This is a genomic window from Streptomyces sp. NPDC058464 (assembly GCF_042721035.1).
Classification (GTDB): domain Bacteria; phylum Actinomycetota; class Actinomycetes; order Streptomycetales; family Streptomycetaceae; genus Streptomyces.
Genome location: NZ_JBHXMA010000016.1, coordinates 93219 through 119034, shown reverse-complemented (window position 1 = coordinate 119034; position 25816 = coordinate 93219). Strand labels below are relative to the sequence as shown.

Here is a 25816-nt window from a genome sequence, read left to right as displayed (position 1 = left end):
CGATGTGGGTGTTGATCTGGGTGTTGATGTGGGTCTCGTCAGTGGGCGGAGGCCGGGACATCCGCCTGCTGCCGGGTGTCTTCGGGGCCAGCCGCCACGGCCCGTCCTCCACCGTTGATGAGGGTGAAGGCGATGACGGCGGCGAGTGCCATGACTCCGGTGGCCCAGGCGTAGGCGACGGTGTATCCGTGAACGGCGGCCTGCGCGGCGGTGTGCGCCCCGTTCGCTGCGAGCCAGCTGCCGGTCGCGCTGGCGGCGAGGGTGTTGAGCAGTGCGGTGCCGATGGAGCCGCCGACCTGCTGGGAGGTGTTGACCATCGCGGAGGCGACGCCCGCGTCCTGCGGGCGGATCCGCGCGGTGGCAAGGCTCATGCCGGGCATCGAGGCCATGCCCATGCCGATGCCGAGCATCAGTTCGGAGGGCAGGACGTGGGTGGCGTAGGAGCTGTCCGGCTGGAGACGGGTGAGCAGCAGCATGCCGAGCGCGGCCAGCAGGAAGCCGGGGCCCATCAGCAGGCGGGCCGGGACGCGGTTGACGAGGCGGGCGCTGATCTGGGTGGAGCCGATGACCAGGCAGGTGACCAGAGGCAGGAACGCGATGCCGCACAGCACCGGCGAGTAGCCCTTGTTCAGCTGGAGGAAGTAGGTCAGGAACAGGAACTGCCCGAACATTCCGATCATGGCCAGGCCGATCGAGAGGTAGGCCCCGCCCCGGTTGCGGTCGGTCAGCACCCGCAGCGGCAGCAGCGGGGCCCGGACGCGGGACTCGGCCAGGGCGAACGCGGCAAGCAGTACGACGGCTGCCAGCAGCATGCCGACGGTGACGCCCGCGCCCCAGCCGTCCTGCTCCGCGCGGGCGAAGCCGTAGACGAGGGCGACGAGACCGCAGGTGGCGAGAACGGCCCCCAGCATGTCGAGCCGGTCGCGGTTGCGCTGGTCCTCGCGGGTGCGGATGAAGGCGGCGGCGCCGACGGCGGCCACGACGGCGAAGACGATGTTGACGTACATGCACCAGCGCCAGTCCACGTACTCCGTCAGCGCACCGCCGAGGAGCAGGCCGACGGCGCCGCCCGCGGCGGCGATCGCGCCGAAGATACCGAAGGCCCGAGCGCGCTCCTTGGGCTCGGTGAAGGTCACCGTCAGCAGGGAGAGCGCGGCGGGCGCGAGGAGCGCGCCGAAGACGCCCTGCAGAGCGCGGGCGGACAGCAGCATGCCGGTGTTGACGGCGGCGCCGCCGAGCGCGGAGGCCAGCGCGAAGCCGGCCAGGCCAGCGATGAAGGCGCGTTTGCGGCCCCACAGGTCGCCGATGCGCCCACCGAACAGGAGCAGGCCGCCGAAGGCGAGGCTGTAAGCGGTGATCACCCACTGCCGGTTGCCGTCGGAGATGCCGAGGTCCTGCTGTGCGTGCGGCAGTGCGATGTTCACGACGGTCGCGTCCAGGACGACCATCAGCTGGGCGATGGCGATGAAGGTCAGGGCCTTCCAGCGCTGGGGGTCGAGCGCCGGCACCCTGGTGGTGGTGCTTTCTGTCATGGTGAGGTTCTGGGTTTCCGTGAGAGGGGGCGAGCCGACGCGGGGCCTGGCATGCAAAGGGTCAGGCGAGCGTCGAGGTGTCGATCACGAAGCGGTAGCGCACGTCGGAGGCGAGGACACGCTCGTACGCCTCGTTGATCTTGTCGGCGGGAATGACCTCGATCTCGGCGCCGATGCCGTGCTCGGCACAGAAGTCGAGCATCTCCTGGGTCTCGCGGATGCCGGCGATGAGCGAGTACGTGTAGACGCGCCGCCCCGCCGCGACGGCGGACGTGGGCATGGAGATGACCGGCTCGGAGGAGGCACCGAGGGTGACGAAGGCGCCGTCCAGCGCGAGCAGCGACATGTACGCGCCCAGGTCGAGCTTGCCGCTGACGGTGTTGATGATCAGGTCGAAGGTGTTCGCCAGCTGATCGAAGGTGGCCGGGTCGCTGGTGGCCCGGTAGTGGTCGGCGCCCAGGCGCAGGCCGTCGTCCTCCTTCTTCAGGGACTGGGACAGGACGGTGACCTCGGCGCCCATCGCATGCGCGATCTTCACGGCCACATGGCCGAGCCCACCCAGGCCGATGACGGCGACCTTCCGGCCGGGACCCGCGCCCCAGCGCTTGAGCGGGGAGTACGTCGTGGCGCCCGCGCACAGCAGTGGGGCCGCCTCGTCGAGGTCGATGCCCTGGGGGACACGGACGACGAAGTCCTGGTCGACGACGACATGGGTGGAGTAGCCGCCCTGCGTGAGGGCGCCGTCCTTGCCGACCGCGCCGTAGGAGAGGGTGTTGCCCCTCAGGCAGTACTGCTCCTCACCCTTGACGCAGGTGGCGCACTCCCGGCAGGAGTCGACCATGCAGCCGACGCCGACCCGGTCGCCGGGCGCGTACTTCGTCACCTCGGGGCCGACCGCGGTCACGATGCCCGCGATCTCGTGGCCGGGCACGACCGGGTACGTCTGCGGGCCCCAGTCGCCGCGCACCCAGTGGATGTCGGAGTGGCAGATCCCGCAGTACCGGATCTCGATCAGCACGTCCCGCGGGCCGACCTCACGGCGCTCGATCGTCGTCGGAGCGAGGGGTTCGGTCGCGGACGTGGCGGCGTACGCGTTGACGGTGAGCACAGTGTCTCCAGGGGCAGAGTGATGGTTCTTGCGGGGAGCTCCCACGGATGTCCAGCCTGCTGGCGTCCTTCGCGATGTGGCAGGCCGAGCTGTGCCACGGAGCCGGGTTCCGTGCCCTGGCAGGGCACCCCACGCGTCTTCCTCGCAGGTCCCGGCCACCCCACACTCGGAACACATGGATCGTGAACAGCACAGCGGTGGCACCCGCGGTACGGAGCTGGGGCGCTATCTGCGTGCCCGCCGCACCCAGGTGACGCCCGAGGAGGCCGGCCTGACCGCCGGCGTTGGGCTGCGCCGCACTCCCGGACTGCGCCGGGAGGAGCTGGCCACCCTGGCGGGGATCAGCATCGACTACTACGCCCGGCTGGAGCGCGGCAAGGAGACCCGGCCCAGCCCGTCCGTGATCGACTCCCTCGCCCGCGCGCTGAGGCTGGAGGAGGACGAGCACGACCACCTGCGCAGCCTTGCCGCGCTCGCCGCGCGCACGGCCCCCGAACCTCCGGCACCGCCCAGCCGCACCGTGCGCCCCGGGGTGAAGCTCCTGCTGGAGAGCATGCGGCCGCACCCCGCGCACGTGGTCAGCCGTACCGGCGACGTACTCGCCGCCAACCCGGGCGGGCTGCGGCTGCTGGCCGGGCTGGAGGACTGGCCGGCCAAGCAGCGCAACATCGGCCGCTACCTGTTCCTCCACCCCGCCGCCCGGGAGCTGTTCGACGACTGGCTGGGCCAGATCCGGGGCTGCGTGGCCCGGCTGCGGGCCCTCGCCGGCACCGACCCGGACGCGCCCGACCTGACCCAACTCGTGGGTGAACTCCTTCTCAAGAGCCCTGAGTTCGCTCGGATGTGGGAGCGCTACGACGTCCGTGGCCACTCCTACGGCCGTAAGACCTTCCACCACCCCGAGGTCGGCGACCTCGCCCTCGGCTACCAGTCACTCGAACTGGAAGGCACCCCTGGCCACCGGATGGTCGCCTACTACGCCGAACCTGGCACCCCCGACCATGACGCGATGATCCTTCTCGACCTGGCCGCCGGCGCGCCCGGAGCACCGCAGCGGACGGACGACACCGCCATGGACATCACCAAGAAGAAGTGAGAGGCGATGGAGTACCCCGTCTCGGCACCTCGGTCCTCTGATGCGGCGGCCCTACGCCGGTGACGCCGAGGCCGAGGGCTTGCCGAAGCGCTCCTGCGCCACCCGGTCCAGGAGCACCATCGCGTCGTGGTCGGGCGTGCCGGGTTGGGCGTAGAACGCCACCAGGAACTGGCCGTTGGTGCCGTTCAGCGTCATTCCCTGGAAGCCGAGGGTGAGGTCACCGACGTCGGGATGGTGGAAGAGCCGGCGCCCCTGGGTACTGCCCACGACGTCGTATCGGTCCCAGAGGTCGGCGAACTCCGGGCTGTGCTGCCGGAGTTCTGCGATGAGCGCGGTGAGGTCGGGTGCGTCCGGCTCGATGGCGGCCGGTCCGCGCAGCCAGGCCACGCAGGAGTGGAGTGCGTCCTCCCAGTCGTCGATGAGGGCACGGGCCGCCGGGTGGAGGACGACGTAGCGGGCGAGGTTGCGCCGCTCGGCCGGCCAGTCGTCGATGCCGGCGAACAGGCGCAGACCGCCGGGGTTGGCGGCGAGCACGTCGAACGTGCGGCCCACCACGTAGACGGGGTGGGGTCGCATGCTCTCCATCAGCAGCTCGATGCCCTCCGGCACAGTTCGGCTCGGACCCGACGACGGTGCGGTGACCGGCCGGTCGGCGCCGAAGGCGAGCTCTCGCAGGTGCCGGTGCTCGCCCTCGCCAAGTCGCAGGGCGCGGGCGAGAGCGTCCACGACGGCCGGGCTGGGGTTGGTCTCCGTCCCCCGCTCCAGCCGCGCGTAGTAGTCGATGCTGATCCCCGCGATCGTGGCCAGTTCCTCGCGGCGCAGTCCCGGCGTGCGCCGCAGTCCCCCACCGACCGGGAGGCCGACCTCCTCGGGCGTCAGCCGGGCACGCCGGGCACGCAGGAAGCGCCCCAGCTCAGTACCACCGTTGCCGCCGCTGCGCTGCTCACGTGCCATGGCCCCAGTGTGACAGCCGGGTACGCGAGTGCAGTATGCACAGATCAACGGGCGCCGTTCCTTCGCGCTGGGGTGCCCTGTCACACCACTGAACGCCGCTGCCGGGTACAGCGCGGTCTGCCACACGGCGCTCAGGTCCCGCAGGCTGAATCCGCGGTCCGACTTCCCGCGCCGACGCGCCGGTGATCAACCCGCGACTCGTCGTCACCACCGAGGACGGCCTCGTCGGCGAGACCACCCCGGCGGCAGCCGTGTCCCCCACCAGCATGCGAAGGAAGCCACCCATGACTACGACCTGGACGACCGACGAACTCGACCGCGTCGGCTCGGCGGAGGAGCTGCGGATCGCGTCCCTACGCCAGGACGGACGCCTGAGCAAGCCCCGCACGATCTGGGTGGTCCGGGCGGACGACGCCCTCTATGTCCGCTCTGTTTACGGGCCCCGCTCGGACTGGTACCGCAGCACGCGCGTGCGGCAGGAAGGGCACATCCAGGCCGGTGGTGTGGCGAAGGACGTGGCCCTGGTGGACGCCGGGGAGGAGACCAACGGCGTCGTCGACGCCGCGTACCGCAACAAGTACAGCCACTACGCCGCCGAGATCATCAGGGCCATCACCAGCCCCGAGGCGAGTTCCACGACCATGCGGCTCGACCCGCGCTGAGGCGCCGAACCCCCTGATGCCTTGATCCACCGGAGTAGACCTTGCTCGGCCTCGAACTCATCGTCGTCCTCGGCGTGGCGATCCTGCTGTGCACCGTGGCGGGACACCACCTCCGCGTCGCTCCGCCCGTCCTGCTGCTGTGCGTCGGCGTGCTGCTCGGTTTCGCGCCCGCGCTGCGCGAGGTGCACCTGCCGCCCGAGGCGATGCTGCTGCTCTTCCTTCCGGCGCTGCTGTACTGGGAGAGCCTGACCACCTCACTGCGGGAGATCCGCCGTGACCTGCGAGGCATCGTCCTGGTCAGCACCGTTCTGGTGATTGTCACGGCGTGGGCGGTTGCGGCGGTCATGCACGCTCTCGGGTTGCCGTGGGGTCCGGCCTGGGTGCTCGGTGCGGCCGTCGCCCCGACCGACGCGACGGCCGTCGAGGTGGTCGCCCGGCTGCTGCCGCGCCGCAACCTCACCCTCCTGCGCGCCGAGAGCCTGGTCAACGACGGCACCGCCTTGGTCGTCTACGGCCTCGCCGTCGGCGTCACGGTCGGCTCGGAGCACTTCAGCGTGCCCCGTGTCGGCGGCCTGTTCCTGCTCTCCTACGCGGGCGGCATCGCGGCCGGCGCGCTCACGGCCTGGCTCGCCACGCTGGTACGCCGCCATCTCGACCAGCCAGTGCTGGCCACCACCGCCGTGGTCCTGGTCCCGTTCGTCGCGTTCCTGCTCGCGGAGGAGATCCGCGCGTCGGGCGTCCTCGCGGTCGTCGCATGCGGGCTGATCATGAGCCAGGTCGGCCCGCGCGTGGGACGGCCGGACGCCCGCCTGATGGCGCAGGAGTTCTGGACGGTCGCCACCTTTCTGCTCAATGGCGTCCTGTTCGTCCTCGTCGGGCTTCAGGTCCAGTCCGCCGTGCGTGGTCTGACCAGTTCCGATCTGCGGCACGCGCTGATCGCCGTCGCAGCCGTGTCGGTGGTGCTGGTCGTCGTGCGCTACGCCTTCACCTTCCTCGCCGTACGCGTGATCCGGCTGCTGGACCGGCGCCCGCAGCAGCGTCTGCGCCGTATGAACGAACGCGCCCGGGTGGTCGGCGCTCTGTCCGGGTTCCGGGGCGCGGTGTCCCTCGCGGTCGCGCTGTCGGTGCCTACCGCACTCGACTCGGGTGAGCCCTTCCCCGGCCGCGATGTGATCGTCTTCGTGACGGCGGGCGTCATCGTCGTGACGCTGGTCGTCCAGGGACTGCTCCTGCCTCGCGTGGTTCGCTGGGCCCGGCTGCCCAGAGACAACTCCGTCGAGGCCGAACGCGTCCTCGCCGGCACCACGGCGACGGAGGCGGCGCTGAAGGTGCTGCCGCAGGTCGCCGCCGAGCTGGGCACCGATCCGGACGTCGTGGAGCGGCTCCGCAACGAGTACGAGACCCACCTGCGCGCCGTCCGCACGCACGGCAACGGAACCGACGACGACCCGGACCTGCGCCACAACCGCCAGTACCACGCCCTGCGTCTCGCGCTCCTCGCCCACAAGCGAGCCGCCGTCGTCCGCCTGCGCGACGAGCGCGACATCGACGACACCGTCCTGCGCCAAGTGCAGCGGCGGCTCGACATCGAGGAGGTGCGGCTGACCCAGCGGGAGACGACCCACTGACGCGACGCCCGCCGCGCAGCGCCCCTCCGAAGCCCCCCCCACGTTCCTCCACGCACAACAGCACCACGGCACCGACCAGAAAGAAGACCCCCGTGAAGAACCGTTTCCGTCTGGTGGCCGCAGCCGCCGGGGCGTCCGCCCTCCTCCTCTCCGCCCCCTACGCCCTCGCCGCCGCACAGCAGACCGACCCGGTCCAGGTCATCACCCACGTGAAGACCCTCGCAGCTTTCGACTTTGCCGCCGGTGAGGCGCCCGAGAACATCACCGTCAATCCCGACGGCTCGCTGACTCTCTCGATGCTGGGCAGCGTGGCGGGCAAGCAGCCCGAACTGGTCCGCATCTCCCGGTCCGGCCATCGCACCGTTCTTGTCACCGGGCGGATGGGCGACACCATCACCGGCAACACCCGCGACGACGACGGCACCATCTACTACAACGTCGCGTCCGCCGACGCCTCCCGCGTCGGCGTGTGGAAGGCGCCGCCGGGCGGCACCCCCCACCGCCTCGCCGCACTGCCCAGCGACGCCCTGCCCAACGGCCTCGCCCTCGACCCCTCCGGGCGCACCCTGTACGTCGCCGACAGCCACAAGAGCACGGTCTGGATCATCCCCACGGCCGGCGGACCGGCGACCGCCTGGCTGACCGACCCCGCCCTCGCCCCCACGCCGGACGTGCCACTCGGCGCGAACGGGCTGCGCTTCCACAACGGAGCCGTCTGGGTTTCCAACCTCAGCAAGGGCACCCTGCTGCGCATCCCGGTCACGGCCAAGGGCACGCCCGGCCCGGCGAAGGTCGTGACCGACAAGCTCCCGGGCGCGGACGACTTCAGCTTCCTGAGCCGCCGCTACGACGTGGTCTTCGCCACGGAGAACGGCCCGAACCAGATAGCCGTCGTCTCCCCGAAGGGAGCCGTCAAAACAGTACTGACCGCTGCGGACGGCCTCACCTCACCGACCGCCACCGCAGTGCGCGGCAACCGCCTCTACATCACCGACGCTGGCCTGAACGAGCCCCACACGGCCAAGCTGCAGACCGGGCACATCGACCTCAGTGCCCTGCGGGCCGACAGGACGCGCTGATCCGTGAACCGCAGACCGTAGGAACCACCATGCCCAGACCACCCGATCCGAGCGTCGAAGCAGACGTCGTCGCGGCCTTCCGCGCCCAGGTACGCGCGATGACCGACGGCGATACCGACACCCTCGACGACCTGCTCGCCGAGGACTTCACCCTCACGCACATCACCGGGTACGTGCAGTCGAAGGCCGATTGGCTGGCCCAGATGCGTGCCGGACAGTTCGACTACCACAGCGTCGAGGAGAAGAGCGTCACCGTCGACATAAACGGCGACGAGGCCCGCCTCGTCGGCCGCTTCATCACCGATGCAACCGTCTACGGAACCCGCGCGAACTGGCGTCTACAACTGACCATGGGCTACGTCCTCCAGAACGACACCTGGACCGCGCACCGTTCCCTTGCCACGACCTGGTGAGGCACCCCGAGCACAAGCCGTAGGCGTGTTACACCCGACGTGCAGAGTGTCGGCCGTTGGCAGCCTCCCGGATGGCCCGGTCAGAACGCGGGCGCCTCAGCCTTGTACGTCCATTCGTCTCAATCAGTCCCGTTCACGACCTCAGCCCTCTCATTCCTCGACCATCCCGATCGCGGACGGGAACGACTCCAGGAACTCGCGTCGCGCAGATTCCTGCTCCGCTTCAGCCAGGTCCGCGAGCACCTGCACGAATCGTTGGCGTTGATCTGAGGGCAGTTGCAGAAGCGCCCAGCCCACGCTCTCCATGATCTTCACCGCAGAGTCGGGATCCACTTCCTCGTCCCCGCAGCTCTCCAGCCACCACACGACGTCGACAAGCAGGCCGGTAAGTGCCGGCACGAGCGGATCCCTGTAAGTCATGCGGGCAACTTAGCCGTGCCCTACGACACCGGCTCAAAGTCGGTGAGTGTCCAACTACGTGACAACGCCCGCGCACATCAGCGGACGGCCACGAACGCCCATGGACGGTCGGAGCAGGTGAGAAGCGCCCTGGCTCAAGGTCGAGCCCATGCCCAGGTTGCTTCGGGACGAAGAGGTCCAGAGTTCAAGGCTCGCGACGCCGGCAGGCGTATGCCGGCTTCGCGAGTCCGGCGCTCCTACTGTCAGGCCAGCGCAGGCATGAACCCGCCGCGGGCGGTGCCCGAGGACAGCAGGGCAGACCAGTCGAGTGCCTCGGGCAGGTGGTCCAAAGACAGAACGACTACTCCGCCGGCCTGCTCGGCATCCGCGCACCAGTCACCCATGCCGCCAGATGCCGTGCCATCGTCGGCCCCGCCGACCACCGGCGCAGCGACAGCGGGGACGATGAGCCCGTGGTCCCCAGGTCCGTCGACCACGCACAGGGTGAGTCGGGGAACGATGCTCCAGCCCTCGCACAAGGGCAACGCCCCGTCCGACACGGTCAGGAGCGGCAAGGCATCGTGGACGGGCGCGTCGGCCAGCAGGAGCACGGGCGTGGCACCACGGACGAACAGCGTGTTCTCAGGATCCAGCAGCACGGGACCACTCTCGCAGGCCGGGGCATCGGAGCGGCAGCGGGGTGCCGAGGCGGCCAACAAGCACGGGTCGGCCACGGTCATCGAACCAACGTCCGACATCCATCGTTGACATCAACAACCTCAGACAGCGGCGTACCTCCTGGACAACCGGCATACGACGCACGGCAGCAAGGCGCCGAGTGCACAGAAGCCTGATCGAACCCCTAAAGCGGGTGTCGCAGGTTCGAATCCTGCCTGGGGCACCAGGGGAAAGGTGGAGCTCACGCTCCTGAAGGAGCTTCCTTGGCCCCTGCAGATGCTCGGTCAGCAGACCGCGGGCGGGACGCTCTGCTCGTACTGGAAGACGTTGTACGGGTCGTACTTCGCCTTGATCTTGCGCAGCCGGTCGAAGTTGTCTCTCCAGTAGGCGGTTTCCCAATCCTGCTGCGCGACGTTCGGCACGTTGACGTAGGCGCCGTTCACGTAGGGCCGCAGCGCCTGGCTGAACTCGGCGATCCAGGCCTGGCACTGCGAGGTGAGCGGGTCGCAGACGCCTGGTTGGTTCGAACGAGTCCCCCAGCCGACGCCTGGCTCGGAGTAGAAGAGCGCGTCGCGGTGCGGGAACGCGGTGCCGCCGCGAGGGCTCCTCCTGACGTTCCCGCCGAAGGCCTGGACGAAGAAGTTGGTGTCATCCGTCGGGGCCTGCTGAATGAACGAGGTGACGATCTCGATCGCTTCGCCCGGGAACGGCTTTCTGGTGAACTGCGAGAAGAACTTCCAGTTCGCCGGTTCGAGCTCGGTCGGAATCTGGAATCCCGCATATACGTCGCCCCAGTTGCCGACCTGCGTGGTGACTTTGGGGCTGTCGATCGACAGGATCGGGGCCAGCAACTCCTTCGCCTCGTCCGGCGTTCCCTCGGGGAGAACCCCGAACAGGAAGATCTGGTTTCTGTGGATCTCGAGCTGGGTTCCGAGGCGGGCGTCGGTGGTCGGCGCCGTACGCTGATATGCGTCGAAGATGGCGTGGAGGTCCTTGATACCCTTCCACGTCGCCTGGAGATAAGTGACGCTCTTCAACGGAGCCACTTTGTAGGTCAGTGACGTGACAATCCCGAAGTTGCCGTTTCCCGCCCCGCGGAGCGCCCAGAGCAGGTCCGAGTTGTTGCTCAGATCCGCCTTGATCGCCTTGGCGCACTCGTCACCCGACGGGATGACGATCTCAGCTCCCACAAGGCTGTCGCATGCCATGCCGAGCCAGCGGGTCAGGAAGCCGAATCCGCCGCCGAGCGTCGCACCGGACAGACCTACGCTGCCCTCCGTTCCGGTGGTCACCGCGAGGTCCTGCTTCGCGAGCGTGGTCACCGCTTCCAGCTGGTTGAGCCCGGCGCCGACCGTCGCGACATGCGAGTGGGCGTCGATGTCGACCGACTTCAGCTCGCTGATGTCGATCACGACGCCGTTGTCCACGTTCGACCAGCCCTCGAGGGCGTGGCGGCCGCTGCGCACCCGCACCGCGACGTCGTTCTGCCGCGCCCACGTCAGGGCGTTGACCACGTCCTGGGTGTTCTGGGCGAAGACGATGACCAGCGGATAGTGGGAGAAGAGCTGGTCCCAGCCGAGGCGCGCATCCGTGTACCCGGCGTCGTCGGGGCGCACGATGCGGCCGGTCAGTTCCGCCGGCGGGCATTTCCCGTGCCCGGGCCCTTTGCTCGCGGCGCTCGCGGCGCTCGCGCCGGGGGCCTCCACGGCCGTAATGCCCGGGACGGCGACAGCGCCGGCACCGGCGGCCGCCGTCGCCTTGAGCAGGCCGCGACGGGAGAAGTCGTTCATGGTCCGTGTCCTCTCGAACACCAGCAGACGCGAATCGGGTTTTTAGGATTATTTACGCGAAGTGGACGGTAGCAAGGGCGACCACGACGAATCGTCCCGACACGCTCGCAACCACAGCCAAGGCTCCTGACGCCTTGGCCCCCGTCTCACGTGCCGGCTTCGGACAGACGAGATCCGTCAGCGCAGCGGCAAACCGGGGCGGCACTTTGTGGCGCGGAAATCTGACGGACAGGCCGTGGGCAGTGCTGGAGCCGCTGTTGCCGACAGCAAGGGATCGTGTCCCACCACGTGCAACGCCGGTGGACACGCCCGCGACTTGCCCCCATCGACGGCACTACACCGTGGTTGAGGCGGGTGGGGGTGCAGCGAGACGTAGGCGCGCCTGATCTGTCGACGCACCCGCCGTCACGCCTGACTGTCGTCGGCCGAGGTTCATGCGGCCCGCGTCGTAAGGGTCCGTCGCCGACCAGGCCGCGTGGTCAGCTCTGGGCGGACCCTGGGCAGTCCGAGGTCCCCCGAGGCCGAACAACGGCGACCTGGAGTGACAGACGCCCCGAAGCTGCCAGTGACGAAAGCCCGGGTCAGAGGCCGTTCGATCATGCGATGGGTGTGGGACTTGAACCCACGGTGGCTCGCGCTACGGCGGTTTTCAAGATCGTTCATGGGGTGACTCAGGGCGCACCCGTGACGGGCGCGCCCTTATGTGCCTGCGGTGACCACTACCGGAACACGATGATCACAATGCTTCCATTGTCGAAGCGGTGATCGAAGCGGTGGTCGAACCGGTGGTCGAACCCGTGGTCGAAGCAGAGCCCGGGGTGGTTGAAGCAGAACCCGGGTCGAAGCGGAATCCCGCCGTGGTCGAAGCAGCGCCAGTCATCGTGGCCAAAGCACCGATTGCTGGTCACCTGGGTGTGCACGGCGGGGGCTGCCTCGGCCGTACCGGCTGCGCTGATCGCAGCGCCGCCAGCCATCAGAATGCCGGCAGCGAACGGCGCGACGAGACGCCTCGCGCGTTGTGCTCGCATGATGGATACGCCTTCCTTCCGTCGTCTGCAGCCGCGGAGCACGTCCCGAATCCAAGATCCCGCCGCACAGGACCCAGCCGACCAGGTGCGTACTCCCAGGATGCGGCCTATTTCCAATACGTCGGAGGCGGCATTTTGGATTGGCCCCTGGCGGACCTTGCACCCGGTGGTTCGAGACCAGCAGGAGGTGGGTTCACATGCTGCCGCCCCGCGGTCGTACTCGCCTCGGGCCCGGGCTCGGGAGGTTGATAAAGATCACGTTGGCGCCCCCCAGCCCTGGCCAAGGAATTGCCCGGTCCATCGCGCCACCCCACTTCGTACGGGCTCCTCTGCCGGACGAATACCTCACGGTCCGACATCACCAGCGGACATAGACGTCGCCAGACGGCGACGGATGCCAGCGGCTTTGACTGGGCTCAGGACCACCCGGGGAGCACGAGTCGGAGCTGTCCGCACTGCTGGGCGATCGAACTCCCAAAGCGGGTGTCGCAGGTTCGAATCCTGCCGGGGCACCACGCTTTACCGCTCTGACCTGGGGTTTCTCCCTCAGGGAGGCGTTCTGTTCGGCCTCGGACTCCTCGTCCGGGGCCGTCTGGGTGAGCGGACGGGGCGCCATCAATGCTCCAGCGGGCCCAAAGGGCTCGGTGCCCTCGATGTCAGTCACTCTTTCGGGTCGGCGATCCGGTAGCCGACCGTGGGCGTCGTGGCGATCACCGGCGGGCTGCCGAGCTTGCGCCGGAGCCTGCCGACGGTCACTGTCACGGTGTTCGTGAACGGGTCGGCGTTCTCGTCCCACACCTGTTCCAACAGCGTCTCCGAGCTGAGAGGGGCCGGGCTGGCCCGCAAGAGGGCCGCCAGGACCTCGAACTCCTTGACCGAGAGGTCGAGGTGGTGTCCGTCGCGGGTGGCCGTGCGGTGCACGGGGTCGAGTTCGATGCCCGCGGCTCGGAGTATGCGGGCGCGGGCGTACGGGCGGCGACGGGTCAGGGCCCGCAGACGGAGTACGAGCTCGGGGAAGTGGAAAGGCTTGACCAGGTAGTCGTCGGCGCCCAGGCTCAGGCCGCCGACACGGTCGGCCGGCGCGTCTGCGGCGGTCAGCATCAGCACCATGGGCCGGTCGTCCCGGTCGGTCACCATCTGGCAGAGCGTGTCGCCATGGATACCTGGCAGGTCCCGGTCCAGGATGACCGCCTCGTACGCGTTGGTGTCCAGCTTGGCCGCGGCCTCCAGGCCGTCGTAGGCGACATCCACTGCCATGCCCTGGTCCCGCAGGCCCTCGACCAGGACGTCGGCGAGCGACTTGGCGTCTTCCACCACGAGCACCCTCATGCCACGGCCTCCGCCTCGGACGCTCGGAAGAGGGTGACCGTGGCCTTGAGGCCGCCCTCGGCACGGGCCTGCAGGACGAGGGTGCCACCGTGTGCGTCGGCGACCGCCGCGACGATGGCCAGGCCGAGGCCCGATCCCGCGCCGATGCCACCGCCGGTCCGCTCGGCGCCGAGCCGACGGAACGGCCGGGCCAGTTGCGCGACTTGATTCTTTGTCAGCACCGGACCTCCGTTCTCCACGACCAGCCGCGCGTCCGTGCCCCCGGCGCTGGTGGCGACGCGGATCCAGCCGCCGGGCTGGTTGTGCCCGATCGCGTTGTCGATGAGGTTGTCCACCATCCTGCGCAACAGAGTCCGGCTGCCGCACACCCACGCGCCGGAACCACTGCCGGCGCGGTCGGCTTCCACCACGAGGCGCTTCGCGGAGGCCGTGGCGGCACGCTCGGCCAGGGCAGCTGCTGCGAGCCCGTCCAGGGAGACCATCTCGGTATCCAGCAGCGGCACTCCGTGCTGCGCGCGGGCCAGCGCCAGGAAGCCGTCCAGCAGCCGGTCGAGTTGATCCAGCTCGGTCCTGACGCGGCGCGCGAGGGTGCGCGTCTGCTCCTGGACGGGGCCCGGTTTGGCCAGCGCGACGTCCGCCGCGGCCCGCATGGTGGCCAAGGGGGTGCGCAGTTCGTGCGAGGCGTCGGCAACGAACCGCCGCTGCGCGGCGAATGCCTGCTCAAGGCGGTCCAGCAACGCGTCGATCGTTTCGCCGAGGTCCCTGAGTTCGTCGTGCGGACCCGGGACGGCGAGTCGTTCGTGCAGGCTGTCGGCGGAGATGCGACGAGTCGCCACGGTCATCGCGCGAAGCGGCCGCAGTACACGTCCGGCGGCGTACCAGCCCGTCGCGACCGACAGCAGCCCCATCACCACCAACCCCGCCGCCGAACCGAGCAGCAGTTGGTCCACCTGCCGGCTGTGGGCCTGGGCAAGCTGATGCTCCAGACTGCCGATCCTCGCCTGAGCAGCGGACGAGAACGTGCCGGGCTGGTTGCTCGGCGCCGGGGCCGCCCGGTAGGTACCGCCCGCCACCAGACCGACCACCGCCAGCATCGTGACGGCCGAGGCCAGGAACAGTCCGGCGTACAAGGCGGTGAAACGCCAGCGGACGCTGCGGCGGTGCACCGACCGTCCGGGAATCCCCAGTTCCGCTGCCATCGGTCCCCCTTGTCTCTGACCTGCCCGCTCAGGCTAGGCGAACCGGCCTAACAGCGGCATGACAGCGGCCGTTCCGCCCGCGTTACGGCACCGAGCGCAGCGTGGTGGCCCGCCAGGACAGGACGAGCGAGGGGCGGAACAGCGAGGATGACGGATGATCCCGGCATTGAGGTCGAGGGCCTGCGCAAACGCTTCGGGGCGACGCAGGCGCTCGACGGCATGACCTTCACCGTCCGGCCGGGGCGAGTGACCGGATTCGTGGGCCCGAACGGCGCCGGCAAGTCCACCACCATGCGGGTGGTGCTGGGCCTGGACGCTCCCGACCAGGGGCACGCGCGAGTCGGCGGACGGCCGTACCGGACTCTGGACAGCCCACTGCGCCACCTGGGCTCGCTGCTGGACGCAGGCGCCCTGCAACCCAGCCGGACCGCCCGCAACCACCTGCTGTGGCTGGCCCACTCGCAGGGCCTCCCAGCCGGCCGGACGGACCAGGTGCTCGAACAGGTCGGGCTCGCCGAGGCGGCACGGCGCCGGGCGGGCGGCTTCTCGCTGGGTATGCGGCAGCGGCTCGGCATCGCCGCGGCGCTCCTCGGCGACCCGCCCGCGCTCATGCTGGACGAGCCCTTCAACGGCCTGGACCCCGAAGGGATCCTGTGGATCCGCAGCCTGCTGACCTCACTGGCGGCACAGGGACGAACGGTGCTGGTGTCCAGCCATCTGATGAGCGAGCTGCAGGATGTCGCGGATCACCTCATCGTCGTAGGGCGCGGCCGTGTGGTCGCCGACACGGGCGTGTCGGAACTGCTCGCGGCACTCTCCGCGGGCCGCGTCACGCTGCGTACCTCCGCACCTGTCGCGGCGACGGAGGCACTGGCCCGCGCCGGCGCGACCGTGCACACCGAGGGGGCGGACACACTCGGCGTCAGCGGGCTGACAGGTGAGGCCATCGTGGCCGTGCTGAACGCGGACGGGGTGCCGTTCGCGGAACTGGCCACGCACCGCGCCACTCTGGAGGAGGCGTACCTCGAACTCACCCGGGACGCCGTGCAGTACCGCGGCGCCGGCGTCGGGGAGACCGCGCGATGAGGGGGCTTCGAGTCCTGCGTGCGGAGTGGACCAAGTTCCGCACCGTACGGGGCTGGGTCCTCGGCACACTCGGCGCGGCTCTGGCGTCCGTGCTGCTCCTGCTGGCCGGGACGGCGTCGACAAACCAGTCGTCGAACCAGTCGTCGAACCAGCACCGGCAGGACGCCGCCGCATTGCCGGTCGGCCCCGGCGGCGAGGCGGTCAACGACAGCTTCTACTTCGTGCACCAGGCCCTGACCGGCAACGGCAGCATCACCGTCCCCGTGACCGCGCTGACCGGCGTACTGGCCCAGGAACCCGGGCGGACCTCGCCCGGCATCACTCCGTGGGCCAAGGCCGGAATCCTCGTCAAGCAGAGCCTCGGCCAGGGCTCGCAGTACGCCGCGATGATGGTCACCGGGGCGCACGGCGTGCGGATGCAGGACGACTTCACCCACGACCGGGCCGGCCTGCCCGGCCGCCCCTCCGCGGCTTCGCCGCGCTGGCTGCGCCTGGTCCGCGCCGGGGCGACCGTCACCGGCTACGACTCGACGGACGGCGTGCACTGGGCCGAGGTCGGCAGCGCACGCCTGACGGGTCTGCCCGCCACCGTGCAGGTGGGCCTCTTCACCGCCTCCCCCGCGGCCGTGCAGACGAGCGGCTCGCAAGGGGGCAGCAGTCCTGCCGTGGCCACCGGAACCTTCGGCCGTGTGGCACTCGATGGTTCCTGGGCCCGCGGCGACCGGCAGGACGGCTGGCGGGGCGTGCAGGTGGGCGGAGGCGCCGGCACGTCCGGCAGCTACGCGGAGGACACCTCGGGCGGCTACACACCGACCGGCGGCGGCTTCTCCGTCACCGGTGCCGGAGACATCGCCCCGGTGGTCGGCGGCCCCTCGCTCGGCCCCGCCTACACCATCGAGAACTTCCTCGTCGGCACGTTCGCCGGGCTGATCGTCCTGACGGTCGTGGCTGTCCAGTTCGTCACCGCCGAGTACCGCCGCGGACTGATCGGCAGCACCCTCGCCGCGGCCCCTCGGCGCGGGCGGCTGTTGGCCGCCAAGGCCGCCGTGGTCACGGCGGTCGCGTTCACGGTCGGCGTGGTCGTCGCCGCCGTCAGTATCCCGCTCGGACGGCAACGCGCGCACGCCACCCACTTCGTGGTGTTCACCGTGCCGCACGCGGTGGAACTGCGCGCGGTCCTCGGCACCGGGCTCCTGCTGGCCGCCACCGCCGCGCTCGCGCTGGCGCTCGGCGCGGTGCTGCGCCGCAGCGCGACAGCGATCACCGCGGTCATGGTGACAACGGTGCTTCCCTATCTGCTCGCGGTCAGCGGCGTGCTGCCGGCCTCTTCGGCGCAGTGGCTGCTTCGCCTCACCCCGGCGGCGGGCTTCGCCGTCCAGCAGACACTTCCGCACTACGCCCACGTACTGAGCGTCTACACGCCGTCCTCCGGCTACTTCCCCCTCTCGCCCTGGGGTGGCTACGCCGTCCTCGCCGGCTGGACCGTCCTCGCTCTGACGGCCGCGACCCTGCTGCTGCGCCGGAGGGACGTATGAGTGCCACCGGCCTGCGCCAGACGGTCCACGCCGAATGGACCAAACTGCGAACCGACACGGGTCACGCGTGGCTGCTGCTGGGCCTCGTCGCCGTCACGGCATCCGTGAGCGCGGCAGTGACGGCGACCGCCCGGTGCCCCGCGGGTGGCTGCGGCCAGGACCCGGTCAGGATCAGTTTGACGGGCGTGACGCTGGGTCAGACGATCGCCGCGATCATGGCCGTACTGGTCATCGGACACGAGTACGGCACCGGCGTGATCCACACCACGCTCGCGGCGGTACCTCGGCGCACCACCGTTCTGGCCGCCAAGGCCACCGTCGTGAGCGGGACGGTCTTCGCCGCGGGAACCGTCGCCGTCCTGGCGTCCGTACTCGCCGGACGGAGTCTGCTGCTGGACAACGGCTTCACGCCCGCCCACGGCTACGCCGCCCTCTCCCTCACGGACGGGCCGACCCTGCGGGCAGTCGCAGGGTCGGTGATCTACCTGGTCCTGGTCGCACTGCTCGCCCTCGGCATCGCCACGGCGGTTCGGGACGCGGCGGTGGCGATGGGCGTCGTGCTGGGGCTGCTGTACCTCTTCCCCCTCCTCAGCCACGTGGTCACCGACCCCGACCTCCGGCGGCACCTCGCGCAGATCGGGCCGATGCCCGCGGGGCTGGCCGTCCAGACCACGACGGACCTGCGCCATCTCCCCATCGGGCCGTGGGCGGGCCTCGGCGTACTGGCCCTGTGGGCGGCGGGCGCGCTCCTCATCGGCGGCACGGTGCTGCGACTCCGCGATGCCTGAAGGGCTGTCGGCCCCGGAACGCATCCCACGCATGACGCGTTGATCGCTTCGCCGGACGGGCATCACCGCAGAACGCACTCAGCACACATGAGGCCGAGAATCGCGAACACGCGAGAACCACGGAGGAGTTCTTCCCGGGCCGGACACCCTGCAGCCGACGTTTCCGCAGGTCGAAGCCTCGCCCAGGGGAGACTCCCGAAGCGGGTGTCGCAGGTTCGAATCCTGCCGGGGGATGCCGCGAAGGGCCGGTTCGGAGGGAGGCAAGGCAGGCGGCACGCGGCGTCAGAGGGCCGGCAGGGGGCGCGGTCAGGCGCAGCGGCCTGCGTCGGAGGCGGTCATGTCCAGGCTGAGGCCGGTTCGGTCGAGGGCCGCGTCGGAGTCGCTCGTCCAGGTGCCGAAGGACTTGCGGAGTTCGAAGTAGTACGCGTGCGACCGGCCCGTTCCGCGTTCCCAGGTGCGGACGCTCCATCCGGCGCCGCGGGCGGCGGCGGTCACCTGGGTCTGGGCCGCCGGGGTCTGCGGCGCCGGGAAGTCGACCTCGAACTGCGGGGGCAGGGAGTCGTCGTCCGGGGTCTGCTGGCAACGCAGCAGGACGGGCCCGTCGTGGCGGCGCCCGAAGCGGGTGCCGAGCGCGGCCAGCAGGGGATCCTTGGACAGTTGGGCGAAGCGGGCCCGGGTCCTGTCGTCCGTTTTGTGCTGCTGCCAGGCTCGCGCTCCCACGACCGCCACCGCCATCAGGCCGAGGGCGACGACCGCCACCATGAGGCGGCGGAGGTTGCGCCGCCTCCACGGCCGGCCAGGTTCAAGCTCGGGCTTGGGGTCACCAGACATACTTGTAACACGCCTTCGCTTGCTTGCTGTCGACCTTGAGGATCACCGCGTCGTCGCAGGCGGCTTCCATGGGGAGCTGGACTGTCTTGGTGGCGAATTTTCCGCCGTGCCATGAATAGTGGTAGTTCTTCATGCGCAGACCGATATTGATGCCGATGTCATCGTTGGTCAGTGCCATGTGCCGGGCGCTCTTTGATTTTGCCAGGGCTGGACAGGGTGCGTCCTTCATCGTCGCTGAAGGTCGCACCCTTGATGGTGTCTCACTTCTTCCTGCCGGACACGAACACCTTGCGGCCTGAGCTCCGAACTCCCAGGATTGCCGTGGCTACGGCATGTGCAGCACCTGTTCGCCCCAGATGGTCTTGCCGGTGCGGGTGTAGCGGGTGCCCCAGCGCTGGGTGAACTGGGCGACCATGAACAGGCCGCGGCCGCCCTCGTCGAACACCCGGGCCCTGCGCAGGTGAGGGCTGACGCTGCTGCCGTCGCTGACCTCGCAGATCAGCGTCTCGCCCTTGATGAGCCGCAGCCGGATCGGCCCTCCGGCGTGCCGCATCGCGTTGGTGACCAGCTCGCTCACCACCAGCTGCGTGACGAACGCGGCCTCCGCCAGTCCCCACAGGGCGAGTTGCTCCGCCGCCAGCCTGCGGGCGTCGGCGACGACCGCGGGATTGCCGGGCAGGTCCCAGCTGGCGAGGCGGTCCTCGTCGAACACGCGGGGGCGGGCCAGGAGCAGGGTGACGTCGTCGGCGTGCGGTTCGGGGCACAGGGTGTCCAGGACGGTGTCGCACAGCGCGTCGAGTGAGGTGGCCGGGAGGGCGAGGGCGCCGCAGAGGTCGGAGAAGCCTTCGTCGACGTCGCGGTTCCGGGTGGTGAGGAGGCCGTCGGTGAACAGGGCCAGCAGGCCCCCTTCGGGCACGATGACGTCCGCCGCCTCGAACGGCAGGCTGCCGAGTCCCAGCGGAGGGCCGCAGGGCATGTCGATGACACTGCTGGTGCCGTCCGGGTGGATCAGCACGGGGGCGGGGTGGCCGGCGCGGGCCAGGGAGCAGGTGCCGGAGACCGGGTCGTAGACGGCGTACAGGCAGGTGGCGCCGACGTCGCCGGGGATCTCAGCGGTGGGATCGACGACATCGTCACCCGCGGTGTGGGTGATGATGTCGTCGAGGTGGGTGAGGAGTTCCTCGGGCGGCAGGTCGATGTCGGCGAGGGTGCGCACGGCGGTACGCAGGCGGCCCATGGTCGCGGAGGCGTTGATGCCGTGGCCGACGACGTCGCCGACCACCAGGCCGACCCGTGCTCCGGGCAGCGGCACCACGTCGAACCAGTCACCGCCCACCTGCGCGCCGCCGCCCGCGGGCAGGTAACGGGCGGCCGTCTCGACCGCAGGGTGCACGGCCGACTCCCGGGGAAGCAGGGCCCGTTGCAGTGCGAGCGCGATGCCGCGCTCCCGCGTGAACCGGCGGGCGTTGTCCAGGCAGATCGCGAGCCGGTCGACGAGGTCCTCGCTGATCGCCGTACAGTCCGGGCCGAAGGATTCCTCGTGCGAGGCCGCGTACCTGACGAACAGGACTGCCCCGAGGGAGACGCCCTGCGCACGGATCGGCACGGCGATGAGCGAGTGGGGGCCGAAGGTATTCGCGAGGGACGTCTGAATGGGGTCCTCGGCCAGCCAACCGGTGATCTCGGGATCGTCGGTGCTGTGCCGGACGGCCCGGCCCTCGGCCAGACACCGCGCGACCGGCGACGACCGTGGATGGATGCGCACCTCCGTGGTGATCAGTGTGTCGAGCGGGTGTGCGGCGGCCCATTGGTATGCCGCCATGCGCAGGGTGGTGGCACCCCGAGGAAGGACGGGTGCGGGCAGCTCACCGTGGAAGACGGGTTCCAGAAGGTCCACGCTGACGAAGTCGGCGAAGCGGGGGACCGCGAGTTCCGCGAATTCCCGTGCGGTTCCCACGATGTCCAGGCTCGTACCCACGCGAGTCCTGGCCTCGCTGATCAGGGCGATGCGCTCCCTGGAGTCGTACTGCTGGGAGTAGTCGGAGGCCGCGACGCCCACCGCGCAGACCGAGCCGTCCGCGTCCTTGAGCGGGAACACGTCCATGGCCCAGGCGTGCGCCTTGGACTCCCCGGGGAGCCTGACGATGGGCTCCGCCGCTTCCGCCTTCCCGGTCCTGGCCACGCGAAGGACCCGCCGCTCCACCTCCTCGATCGCGTTGCCCTGGAGGATCTCGGTGAGGCGCCGACCGCGGGCCTCCTCCTCGGAGAAGCCCCCCACGCCGAGCATCGGCCGGTTCCCGCGCAACAGGCACGCGTCGAGGTCGCAGATGGCCACGGCAAGCGGCTGCTGCTCGAACGTCCACTGCGGGAGCAGGGCGTCCCGGGGTGTGCCGGTGCCGGTGCCGGTGGTGGTGCCGGTGGTGGTGCCGGTGCCGGTCGTGGCCTCGGGCACGGCCGTCAGCAGGAGCAGGAAGCCGCAGTCCCGATCGGTGTCCTGCAGCGGACACAGGTTCACCTGCGCCTGCAGTGGGAGGCCGTCGCGGTGCCGCAGCGTTCCCTCGGCCGTCAGCAGGTCGTCCACCGGCTTGCCGATGATTTCGGCAGGGGCGTATCCGAGCAGTTCCTGCGCACCACTGCTCCAGCGGGTGATGCAGCCGTCCCGGTCCAGTACGCCTACCGCGGCGGACGCGTCCAAGCGAGCACCGGTGAATGGGCGAGTATCACGCCTGCCCCAGGTGTGCATGGTGGTCTCTGATCTCTCGTCGCAGGCAGTATCCACAGTGCGCCCGGGAGCATGCGATGGCAAGTTCCCCCCCAGCTGGGCGGCGGCGCGGGCGGCCTCGAACGGGAACGGGAACGGGAACGTCGTCGGGAGCACGCCAGCCGGTGACTCTCCGTGGAGGAATGGTGTCCGCTTCGTAGCACGAGCCCGTGATCAGGTCGGTCGAACAGCGCTCCGGCCGCCACCCGGCAACGGGCGTGCGCGGGGCCCGGGCTTTCGAGATGCGGCCATCGGCTGCCGCTGGATACGCTCGCAGTCGCCGCAGTCCAGACCTCTGCAGTGTTCACGCCTCCACGGGAGGAAGGTTGCGATGAGGTTCTCTCGCATGCGTATGCGCACAGCGAACGCCACGGCGACAGCCCTGGTCGCCGTCCCGCTGACGCTGATGGGTACGGCGTCGCAGGGCCACGCGCAGGACGCGTCTCCCAGCCCCTCGGGCACGTTCGGACCCGGCTGTGCGGGGCTCTCCCAGAAGGTCGGCACGGTCAAGGACAAGGTCGTGGAGGCCGCGGCCGCGTTTCCGCAACTCAGCCACCTGGTCTCCGCCGCGGTCAGGGCGCATCTGAACGGCACCCTCGACGGGAAGCCCGGCGTCACCGTCTTCGCCCCCGACGACCATGCCTTCCAGACGGTGACCGTGGCACAGCTGGCCTCGCTCCTCGCCGACCAGGGGCAGTTGAAGAAGGTGCTGACCTACCACGTCGTGGACCGGCAGATCACCCCGGACGAGCTCTCCCACGGCTCCTTCAAGACAGTGGAAGGCAGCAAACTGACCACGTCGGGCTCGGGCACCGACTTCAAGGTCAACGGCAAGGCGAACATCGTCTGCGGCAAAATCAAGGCCGCGAACGCCACCATCTACGTCATCGACGCGGTTCTCCAGCCGCCGTCCTGACTCCGCTCCCGATGCCGGGTGCCGCGGCCGACGGCAGGGGCCGCGGCCGACGGCAGGAGCGGTGGGGCCGACGGCAGGGGCGGTCGGGCCGTTGTTCAGCGGCGGATCCGGTCGAAGGCGAAGGGTGTCAGGGGCTCGGGGCGGTGGCCGGTGAGGAGGTACTGGGTGAGGTGGTGGCCGGTGGCCGGGCCCAGGGTGACGCCGAGCATGCCGTGGCCGGTGGCCGCGTAGGCGTTGGCGTGGCCCGGGACGCGGTCGATGACGGGGAGGCCGTCGGGGAGGAAGGGCCGTCCGCCGACCCAGGGGTCGCGGATCAGGCCGACCAGGTCGTCCGGGTCGTCGAACCAGCGCCCCAGGTAGTGCCGGCTGGCGAGGGCGACGGCGACGATGCGGCGCCAGTCGAGGCGGTTGTTGTTGCCGCTGAGTTCCATCGTGCCGCCGATGCGCGTGGTGGTGCCGATCGGTGAGGCGACGGCCCGGCGCTCGCCGAAGTAGAGCGTGTGCCGGGGCGCCGGGTCCAGGTCGACCGAGAAGCTGTAGCCCTTGCCCGCCTGGAGGGGCAGCGGATGGCCGAGGCGGCCGAGGAGGGTCGAGGAGCGTGTGCCGGCCGCGATGACGACGGCCGCGCAGGGGATGTCGCCCTGGGTGGTGCGCAGCGCGGTGACCCTGCTCCTGCTCCCGCTCCCGCTCCCGCTCCCGGAGGTGCGGAAGCCGGTGGCCTCCGCGTTCTCGTGGATCTTCACCCCGGATGCGGCGAGTGCCTCGCCGAGCGCACGGGCGAACGCCTCCGGGTCGACCACGCCCTCCCCCTCGACGAGGTACGCGGCGCGCACCCGGTCCGAGAGCGCCTCGTCCAGCAGCCGTGCCGCGGAGCCGGTGACGACGTCGTCGGGGAGCGGGTAGCGGTCGTGGGCCATCTCGCGCTGGACGGCGAGGTGGTGGCGGGCCTCGGCCGGGGAGAGGAAGGCGTGCACCATGCCGGGGCGGGTCAGGGTGGTGTCGACGCCGGCCGCGTGCAGGCCGTCGAAGAGGTCGAAGGTGTCGCGGTTCAGCTCGGCGATCGCCGCGTAGCCGCGCTGGAAGGCGGCCGGTGTGCTGCTGCGCCAGAACCGCCACAGCCACCGTACGAAGGCCGGGTCGGGCAGGGGACGCAGGTAGAGGGGCGAGTCCGGGCGGCCCAGTGAGCGCAGGGCGTAGCGCACGACGCCGGGGGCCGGGACGGGGGTGGAGTGGCTGAGGCAGATCCAGCCCGCGTTGCCGCGGGAGGCTCCCGAGGCCAGGCCGCGGCGCTCGACGACCTCCACGGGGACACCGGCTTCGGTCAGGTAGTAGGCGGTGCAGAGGCCCACCACGCCGCCCCCGACCACCACCACGGGGCCGTCGCCGCCGAGGCCGGGCGTGGTGGTCATGACGCGGATCCGTACGAGGCGAGGAACTCCCGGGTCCGGGGCTGGGCGGGGTTGTCCAGGACGTCCTGCGGCCTGCCCTCCTCCACGATCCGGCCGCGGTCGACGAAGACGACGTGGTCGGACACCTCGCGGGCGAAGGGGAGTTCGTGGGTGACCAGCAGCATCGTCATGCCGTCCGCGGCCAGTTCCCGCATCACGCTCAGCACCTCGCGGGTGGCCTCCGGGTCGAGGGAGGACGTGGGCTCGTCGAAGAGCAGTACCTCGGGTTTGAGGGCGAGGGCCCGTGCGATGGCGACGCGTTGCTGTTCTCCGCCGGAGAGCATCTCGGGCTGGGCGAGGGCGCGGTGGGCCACGCCGACCCGGCGCAGCAGCGTGACGGCCCGTTCCAGCGCCTCCTGCTCGGGGACACCGGCCGTGCGCTGGGCCAGGACGACGTTCTCCACGGCGGTGAGGTGCGGGAAGAGGTTGAAGCGCTGGAAGACCATGCCGACCGTACGGCGGAGTCCGGGCAGGTCGCGGCAGACCTTCCGGCCGTCCTGGTGGACGACTTCGCCGGCCACTTCGACGGTGCCCGCGTCCGGGGATTCCAGCAGGTTGACGCACCGCATCAGCGTCGTCTTCCCGCCGCCGCTCTGCCCGATGACGCTCACGATGCTGCCCCGGTCGACCTCCAGGTTCACGTCGTCGAGGACCGTACGGCCGTCGAAGGCCTTGCGGAGACCTCGGATGCGTACGACCGCCCCAGCGGGCGACGACGACGTGGTCCTGGTCTCGGTCGTGGTGACAGGCTCGGTCATACGACCGCCTCCTTCCGGTCGGTTGCCGCGGTGCCGGTTCCGGTTCCGGTTCCGGTTCCGGTGCCGGTGCCGGTGCCGAGGTCGGCGGCGAGCAGGGCGCGGGCGGCACGGATCCGGCGCCGTCGCCACGGGGACAGGGGGACGCCGGCCCGTACCTTCCGTTCCAGCAGCAGGAGCAGCTGGGAGAGCGGGTAGCACAGGGCGAAGTAGACGGCGGAGATGACCAGGTAGACCTCCAGTGCCCGGAAGGTGGCCGAGGTGATGAGCCGCCCCTCCGACATCAGCTCGGCGGCGGAGATGGTGACGAGCAGCGAGGTGGACTTCAGCAGGTCGACGAGCATGGTGTTGGTACCGGCCAGGGCGAGACGGACGGCCTGTGGCAGGACCACGTGGCCGAAGATGCCGGCCCGGCCCAGGCCCAGTGCCTCGCCCGCCTCGGTCTGTCCGGCGTGCACCCCGCTGATCGCGGAGCGGAAGATCTCGGAGAGGTAGGCGGCGTAGAAGACGACGAGGCTCAGGCAGCCGGCGGTGAACACGTCCAGCCGGATGCCGGCCGAGGCCAGGCCGAAGTAGGAGAGGAAGATGATGGCGAGAAGGGGGACGTTCTTGAAGACCTCGGTGTAGACGGCGGCGAGCGCCCGTGCGGGCCACACCCGGCTCAGCCGGAGCAGCGCCACCGCCAGGCCGAGGACGACCGCGCCGGCGAAGCTGACCACGGTGTAGGACACGGTGCGGCCGAGCGCGGCGGTCAGGTCGGGTCGGTAGTCGGACCAGGGGACCTGGAAGAAGCCGGACATG

24 protein-coding genes are annotated in these 25816 nt (G+C 70.3%); 9 read left to right on the top strand and 15 right to left on the bottom strand.

Features of this window, described 5'->3' with window-relative positions; genetic code table 11:
• Positions 1-38: 38 nt before the first annotated feature.
• Together ACFWPQ_RS22030 and ACFWPQ_RS22025 are read right to left on the bottom strand one after the other, a co-directional pair.
• On the bottom strand, positions 39-1532 hold the full coding sequence (locus ACFWPQ_RS22030) for an MFS transporter (RefSeq protein WP_384037177.1): 1494 nt from the start codon (positions 1530-1532) through the stop codon (positions 39-41).
• A gap of 61 nt (positions 1533-1593) precedes the next feature.
• Positions 1594-2640 carry an NAD(P)-dependent alcohol dehydrogenase gene (locus ACFWPQ_RS22025; RefSeq protein ID WP_384037174.1) on the bottom strand — a complete coding sequence of 349 codons (1047 nt, stop codon included), beginning with the start codon at positions 2638-2640 and terminating at the stop codon, positions 1594-1596.
• A 175-nt stretch (positions 2641-2815) separates the two neighbouring features.
• Between ACFWPQ_RS22025 and ACFWPQ_RS22020 the strand changes: the two genes are divergently transcribed.
• The gene (locus ACFWPQ_RS22020; protein WP_384037172.1) at positions 2816-3736 is read left to right on the top strand and encodes a helix-turn-helix transcriptional regulator; all 921 of its coding nucleotides are present in this window, start codon (positions 2816-2818) and stop codon (positions 3734-3736) included.
• 51 nt (positions 3737-3787) lie between these two features.
• On the opposite strand, the gene ACFWPQ_RS22015 is transcribed toward ACFWPQ_RS22020, so the two are convergent.
• Positions 3788-4690: a helix-turn-helix domain-containing protein gene (locus ACFWPQ_RS22015; protein WP_384037169.1), complete on the bottom strand. Its 903-nt coding sequence runs from the start codon at positions 4688-4690 to the stop codon at positions 3788-3790.
• A gap of 284 nt (positions 4691-4974) precedes the next feature.
• Here ACFWPQ_RS22015 and ACFWPQ_RS22010 point away from each other — a divergent pair, with 284 nt between their 5' ends.
• The 4 genes from ACFWPQ_RS22010 to ACFWPQ_RS21995 all read left to right on the top strand — a co-directional run bounded on the left by ACFWPQ_RS22010 (position 4975) and on the right by ACFWPQ_RS21995 (position 8472).
• Positions 4975-5352, top strand: a complete 378-nt coding sequence (locus ACFWPQ_RS22010; RefSeq protein ID WP_384037166.1) for a DUF2255 family protein — start codon at positions 4975-4977, stop codon at positions 5350-5352.
• A 41-nt stretch (positions 5353-5393) separates the two neighbouring features.
• Positions 5394-6980, top strand: a complete 1587-nt coding sequence (locus ACFWPQ_RS22005) for a Na+/H+ antiporter (protein ID WP_384037163.1) — start codon at positions 5394-5396, stop codon at positions 6978-6980.
• A gap of 92 nt (positions 6981-7072) precedes the next feature.
• A complete protein-coding gene (locus ACFWPQ_RS22000) occupies positions 7073-8059 on the top strand; it encodes a hypothetical protein (protein ID WP_384037160.1) in 987 nt (328 codons plus the stop codon).
• Between the two features lie 29 nt (positions 8060-8088).
• Positions 8089-8472 carry a nuclear transport factor 2 family protein gene (locus tag ACFWPQ_RS21995; protein ID WP_384037158.1) on the top strand — a complete coding sequence of 128 codons (384 nt, stop codon included), beginning with the start codon at positions 8089-8091 and terminating at the stop codon, positions 8470-8472.
• Positions 8473-8622: 150 nt separating this feature from the next.
• Here the strand turns inward: ACFWPQ_RS21995 and ACFWPQ_RS21990 are convergent, their stop codons facing one another.
• The 6 genes from ACFWPQ_RS21990 to ACFWPQ_RS21965 all read right to left on the bottom strand — a co-directional run bounded on the left by ACFWPQ_RS21990 (position 8623) and on the right by ACFWPQ_RS21965 (position 14895).
• Complete coding sequence (locus tag ACFWPQ_RS21990; RefSeq protein WP_384037156.1) at positions 8623-8892, bottom strand: hypothetical protein; 270 nt, start codon at positions 8890-8892, stop codon at positions 8623-8625.
• Positions 8893-9134: 242 nt separating this feature from the next.
• A complete protein-coding gene (locus ACFWPQ_RS21985; protein WP_384037155.1) occupies positions 9135-9530 on the bottom strand; it encodes a hypothetical protein in 396 nt (131 codons plus the stop codon).
• 303 nt (positions 9531-9833) lie between these two features.
• Positions 9834-11255, bottom strand: coding sequence for an FAD-binding oxidoreductase (locus tag ACFWPQ_RS21980; RefSeq protein WP_384037153.1), 1422 nt, complete (start codon positions 11253-11255; stop codon positions 9834-9836).
• Positions 11256-12058: 803 nt separating this feature from the next.
• The gene (locus tag ACFWPQ_RS21975; RefSeq protein WP_384037149.1) at positions 12059-12367 is read right to left on the bottom strand and encodes a hypothetical protein; all 309 of its coding nucleotides are present in this window, start codon (positions 12365-12367) and stop codon (positions 12059-12061) included.
• Between the two features lie 660 nt (positions 12368-13027).
• Positions 13028-13696: a response regulator transcription factor gene (locus ACFWPQ_RS21970; RefSeq protein ID WP_384037146.1), complete on the bottom strand. Its 669-nt coding sequence runs from the start codon at positions 13694-13696 to the stop codon at positions 13028-13030.
• Entirely contained in the window at positions 13693-14895 is a 1203-nt protein-coding gene (locus tag ACFWPQ_RS21965; RefSeq protein WP_384037143.1) for a sensor histidine kinase, read from the bottom strand. Before ACFWPQ_RS21965 ends, ACFWPQ_RS21970 begins: the two co-directional genes overlap by 4 nt.
• 147 nt (positions 14896-15042) lie before the next feature.
• Between ACFWPQ_RS21965 and ACFWPQ_RS21960 the strand changes: the two genes are divergently transcribed.
• The 3 genes from ACFWPQ_RS21960 to ACFWPQ_RS21950 are packed head-to-tail and all read left to right on the top strand — an operon-like array spanning position 15043 to position 18304.
• Positions 15043-15981, top strand: coding sequence for an ABC transporter ATP-binding protein (locus ACFWPQ_RS21960; protein ID WP_384037140.1), 939 nt, complete (start codon positions 15043-15045; stop codon positions 15979-15981).
• Entirely contained in the window at positions 15978-17516 is a 1539-nt protein-coding gene (locus tag ACFWPQ_RS21955) for an ABC transporter permease subunit (protein WP_384037137.1), read from the top strand. Before ACFWPQ_RS21960 ends, ACFWPQ_RS21955 begins: the two co-directional genes overlap by 4 nt.
• Positions 17513-18304 (top strand): ABC transporter permease, encoded by a 792-nt coding sequence (locus tag ACFWPQ_RS21950; RefSeq protein WP_384037134.1) that lies wholly within the window; start codon positions 17513-17515, stop codon positions 18302-18304. Before ACFWPQ_RS21955 ends, ACFWPQ_RS21950 begins: the two co-directional genes overlap by 4 nt.
• Before the next feature lie 306 nt (positions 18305-18610).
• Here the strand turns inward: ACFWPQ_RS21950 and ACFWPQ_RS21945 are convergent, their stop codons facing one another.
• The 3 genes from ACFWPQ_RS21945 to ACFWPQ_RS21935 all read right to left on the bottom strand — a co-directional run bounded on the left by ACFWPQ_RS21945 (position 18611) and on the right by ACFWPQ_RS21935 (position 21830).
• Entirely contained in the window at positions 18611-19066 is a 456-nt protein-coding gene (locus tag ACFWPQ_RS21945; RefSeq protein WP_384037131.1) for a hypothetical protein, read from the bottom strand.
• Positions 19067-19124: 58 nt separating this feature from the next.
• Positions 19125-19313: a hypothetical protein gene (locus ACFWPQ_RS21940; RefSeq protein WP_384037128.1), complete on the bottom strand. Its 189-nt coding sequence runs from the start codon at positions 19311-19313 to the stop codon at positions 19125-19127.
• A gap of 147 nt (positions 19314-19460) precedes the next feature.
• Complete coding sequence (locus tag ACFWPQ_RS21935) at positions 19461-21830, bottom strand: SpoIIE family protein phosphatase (RefSeq protein WP_384037125.1); 2370 nt, start codon at positions 21828-21830, stop codon at positions 19461-19463.
• A 412-nt stretch (positions 21831-22242) separates the two neighbouring features.
• On the opposite strand from ACFWPQ_RS21935, the gene ACFWPQ_RS21930 reads away from it, so the two are divergent.
• Positions 22243-22812 carry a fasciclin domain-containing protein gene (locus ACFWPQ_RS21930; protein WP_384037122.1) on the top strand — a complete coding sequence of 190 codons (570 nt, stop codon included), beginning with the start codon at positions 22243-22245 and terminating at the stop codon, positions 22810-22812.
• Positions 22813-22907: 95 nt separating this feature from the next.
• Here the strand turns inward: ACFWPQ_RS21930 and ACFWPQ_RS21925 are convergent, their stop codons facing one another.
• Genes ACFWPQ_RS21925 through ACFWPQ_RS21915 form a run of 3 tightly spaced genes read right to left on the bottom strand, consistent with a single transcriptional unit; the run spans position 22908 to position 25815 of the window.
• Positions 22908-24221, bottom strand: coding sequence for an NAD(P)/FAD-dependent oxidoreductase (locus tag ACFWPQ_RS21925; protein WP_384037119.1), 1314 nt, complete (start codon positions 24219-24221; stop codon positions 22908-22910).
• Positions 24218-25018 (bottom strand): amino acid ABC transporter ATP-binding protein, encoded by an 801-nt coding sequence (locus tag ACFWPQ_RS21920; protein ID WP_384037116.1) that lies wholly within the window; start codon positions 25016-25018, stop codon positions 24218-24220. Before ACFWPQ_RS21920 ends, ACFWPQ_RS21925 begins: the two co-directional genes overlap by 4 nt.
• On the bottom strand, positions 25015-25815 hold the full coding sequence (locus ACFWPQ_RS21915; protein ID WP_384037113.1) for an amino acid ABC transporter permease: 801 nt from the start codon (positions 25813-25815) through the stop codon (positions 25015-25017). The genes ACFWPQ_RS21920 and ACFWPQ_RS21915 overlap by 4 nt, the downstream gene beginning before the upstream one ends.
• Position 25816 lies beyond the last annotated feature (1 nt).

Coding starts and splice junctions, on each gene's coding strand:
- ACFWPQ_RS21955 (WP_384037137.1), top strand. CDS start 15,978: ATGAGGGGGCTTCGAGTCCTGCGTGCGGAGTGGACCAAGTTCCGCACC.
- ACFWPQ_RS21925 (WP_384037119.1), bottom strand. CDS start 24,221: ATGACCACCACGCCCGGCCTCGGCGGCGACGGCCCCGTGGTGGTGGTC.
- ACFWPQ_RS21950 (WP_384037134.1), top strand. CDS start 17,513: ATGAGTGCCACCGGCCTGCGCCAGACGGTCCACGCCGAATGGACCAAA.
- ACFWPQ_RS21960 (WP_384037140.1), top strand. CDS start 15,043: ATGACGGATGATCCCGGCATTGAGGTCGAGGGCCTGCGCAAACGCTTC.
- ACFWPQ_RS21970 (WP_384037146.1), bottom strand. CDS start 13,696: ATGAGGGTGCTCGTGGTGGAAGACGCCAAGTCGCTCGCCGACGTCCTG.
- ACFWPQ_RS21915 (WP_384037113.1), bottom strand. CDS start 25,815: ATGTCCGGCTTCTTCCAGGTCCCCTGGTCCGACTACCGACCCGACCTG.
- ACFWPQ_RS22010 (WP_384037166.1), top strand. CDS start 4,975: ATGACTACGACCTGGACGACCGACGAACTCGACCGCGTCGGCTCGGCG.
- ACFWPQ_RS21995 (WP_384037158.1), top strand. CDS start 8,089: ATGCCCAGACCACCCGATCCGAGCGTCGAAGCAGACGTCGTCGCGGCC.
- ACFWPQ_RS21930 (WP_384037122.1), top strand. CDS start 22,243: ATGCGTATGCGCACAGCGAACGCCACGGCGACAGCCCTGGTCGCCGTC.
- ACFWPQ_RS21940 (WP_384037128.1), bottom strand. CDS start 19,313: ATGGCACTGACCAACGATGACATCGGCATCAATATCGGTCTGCGCATG.
- ACFWPQ_RS22030 (WP_384037177.1), bottom strand. CDS start 1,532: ATGACAGAAAGCACCACCACCAGGGTGCCGGCGCTCGACCCCCAGCGC.
- ACFWPQ_RS21990 (WP_384037156.1), bottom strand. CDS start 8,892: ATGACTTACAGGGATCCGCTCGTGCCGGCACTTACCGGCCTGCTTGTC.
- ACFWPQ_RS22020 (WP_384037172.1), top strand. CDS start 2,816: ATGGATCGTGAACAGCACAGCGGTGGCACCCGCGGTACGGAGCTGGGG.
- ACFWPQ_RS21965 (WP_384037143.1), bottom strand. CDS start 14,895: ATGGCAGCGGAACTGGGGATTCCCGGACGGTCGGTGCACCGCCGCAGC.
- ACFWPQ_RS21920 (WP_384037116.1), bottom strand. CDS start 25,018: ATGACCGAGCCTGTCACCACGACCGAGACCAGGACCACGTCGTCGTCG.
- ACFWPQ_RS21975 (WP_384037149.1), bottom strand. CDS start 12,367: ATGCGAGCACAACGCGCGAGGCGTCTCGTCGCGCCGTTCGCTGCCGGC.
- ACFWPQ_RS21945 (WP_384037131.1), bottom strand. CDS start 19,066: ATGGTGGCGGTCGTCGCCCTCGGCCTGATGGCGGTGGCGGTCGTGGGA.
- ACFWPQ_RS22015 (WP_384037169.1), bottom strand. CDS start 4,690: ATGGCACGTGAGCAGCGCAGCGGCGGCAACGGTGGTACTGAGCTGGGG.